Below are 536 nucleotides of genomic sequence, written 5' to 3' on the forward strand. Positions count from 1 at the left end.
CCGCCGGAGGCGGGGAAGACCGGGTTGACGATGCAGCCGGGCGGCGCATCCACGGAGATCGGGCGGAAGGCGCCCTCGTTGTTCGGCAGGGAAGGTTCCGTGCAGACCTTCACCCCGTACATGCACATCGCATAGGTGTAGCACATGGCGCAGTTGATGGCCCGGTCGACCTGCGGGTCGCTGCCCGTCATGTCCATCGAGATCGTGTCACCCTGGATGGTCAGCGCCATCTTCAGCGTGATGGGCGTGGCGAGCACGCCATCCGTCTGCAATTCGCTGAAATAGGTGCCATCGGGCAGCGCGGCGATGGCCGCCCGCATGGCGCGCTCGCAGCGGCCATGGATCTCGGCGGCGAGGTCGGTGAGGTCGGTCAGCCCGTGGCCGCGCATCAGGGTGAGCAGCCGTTCCTCCATCACATCAAGCGCCACGACCTGCGCCCAGAGGTCGCCCAAAGTCTGGTCTGGCGTGCGGACGTTCTTGCGGAGAAGCGCGACCAGAGTCTCGTCGGCCTCGCCGCGCCGCATGAGCTTCATGGG

At 67.0% G+C, this 536-nt stretch carries 1 protein-coding gene; it reads right to left on the reverse strand.

Annotation, left to right across the window (positions count from 1 at the left end; genetic code table 11):
* Positions 1-524 (reverse strand): hydantoinase B/oxoprolinase family protein (locus AC1DWF_RS38085; protein WP_476843582.1); only part of this gene is annotated, 524 nt, incomplete at its 3' end.
* Between the last annotated feature and the right edge of the window lie 12 nt (positions 525-536).

The organism is Aminobacter sp. P4_D5, assembly GCF_056401815.1.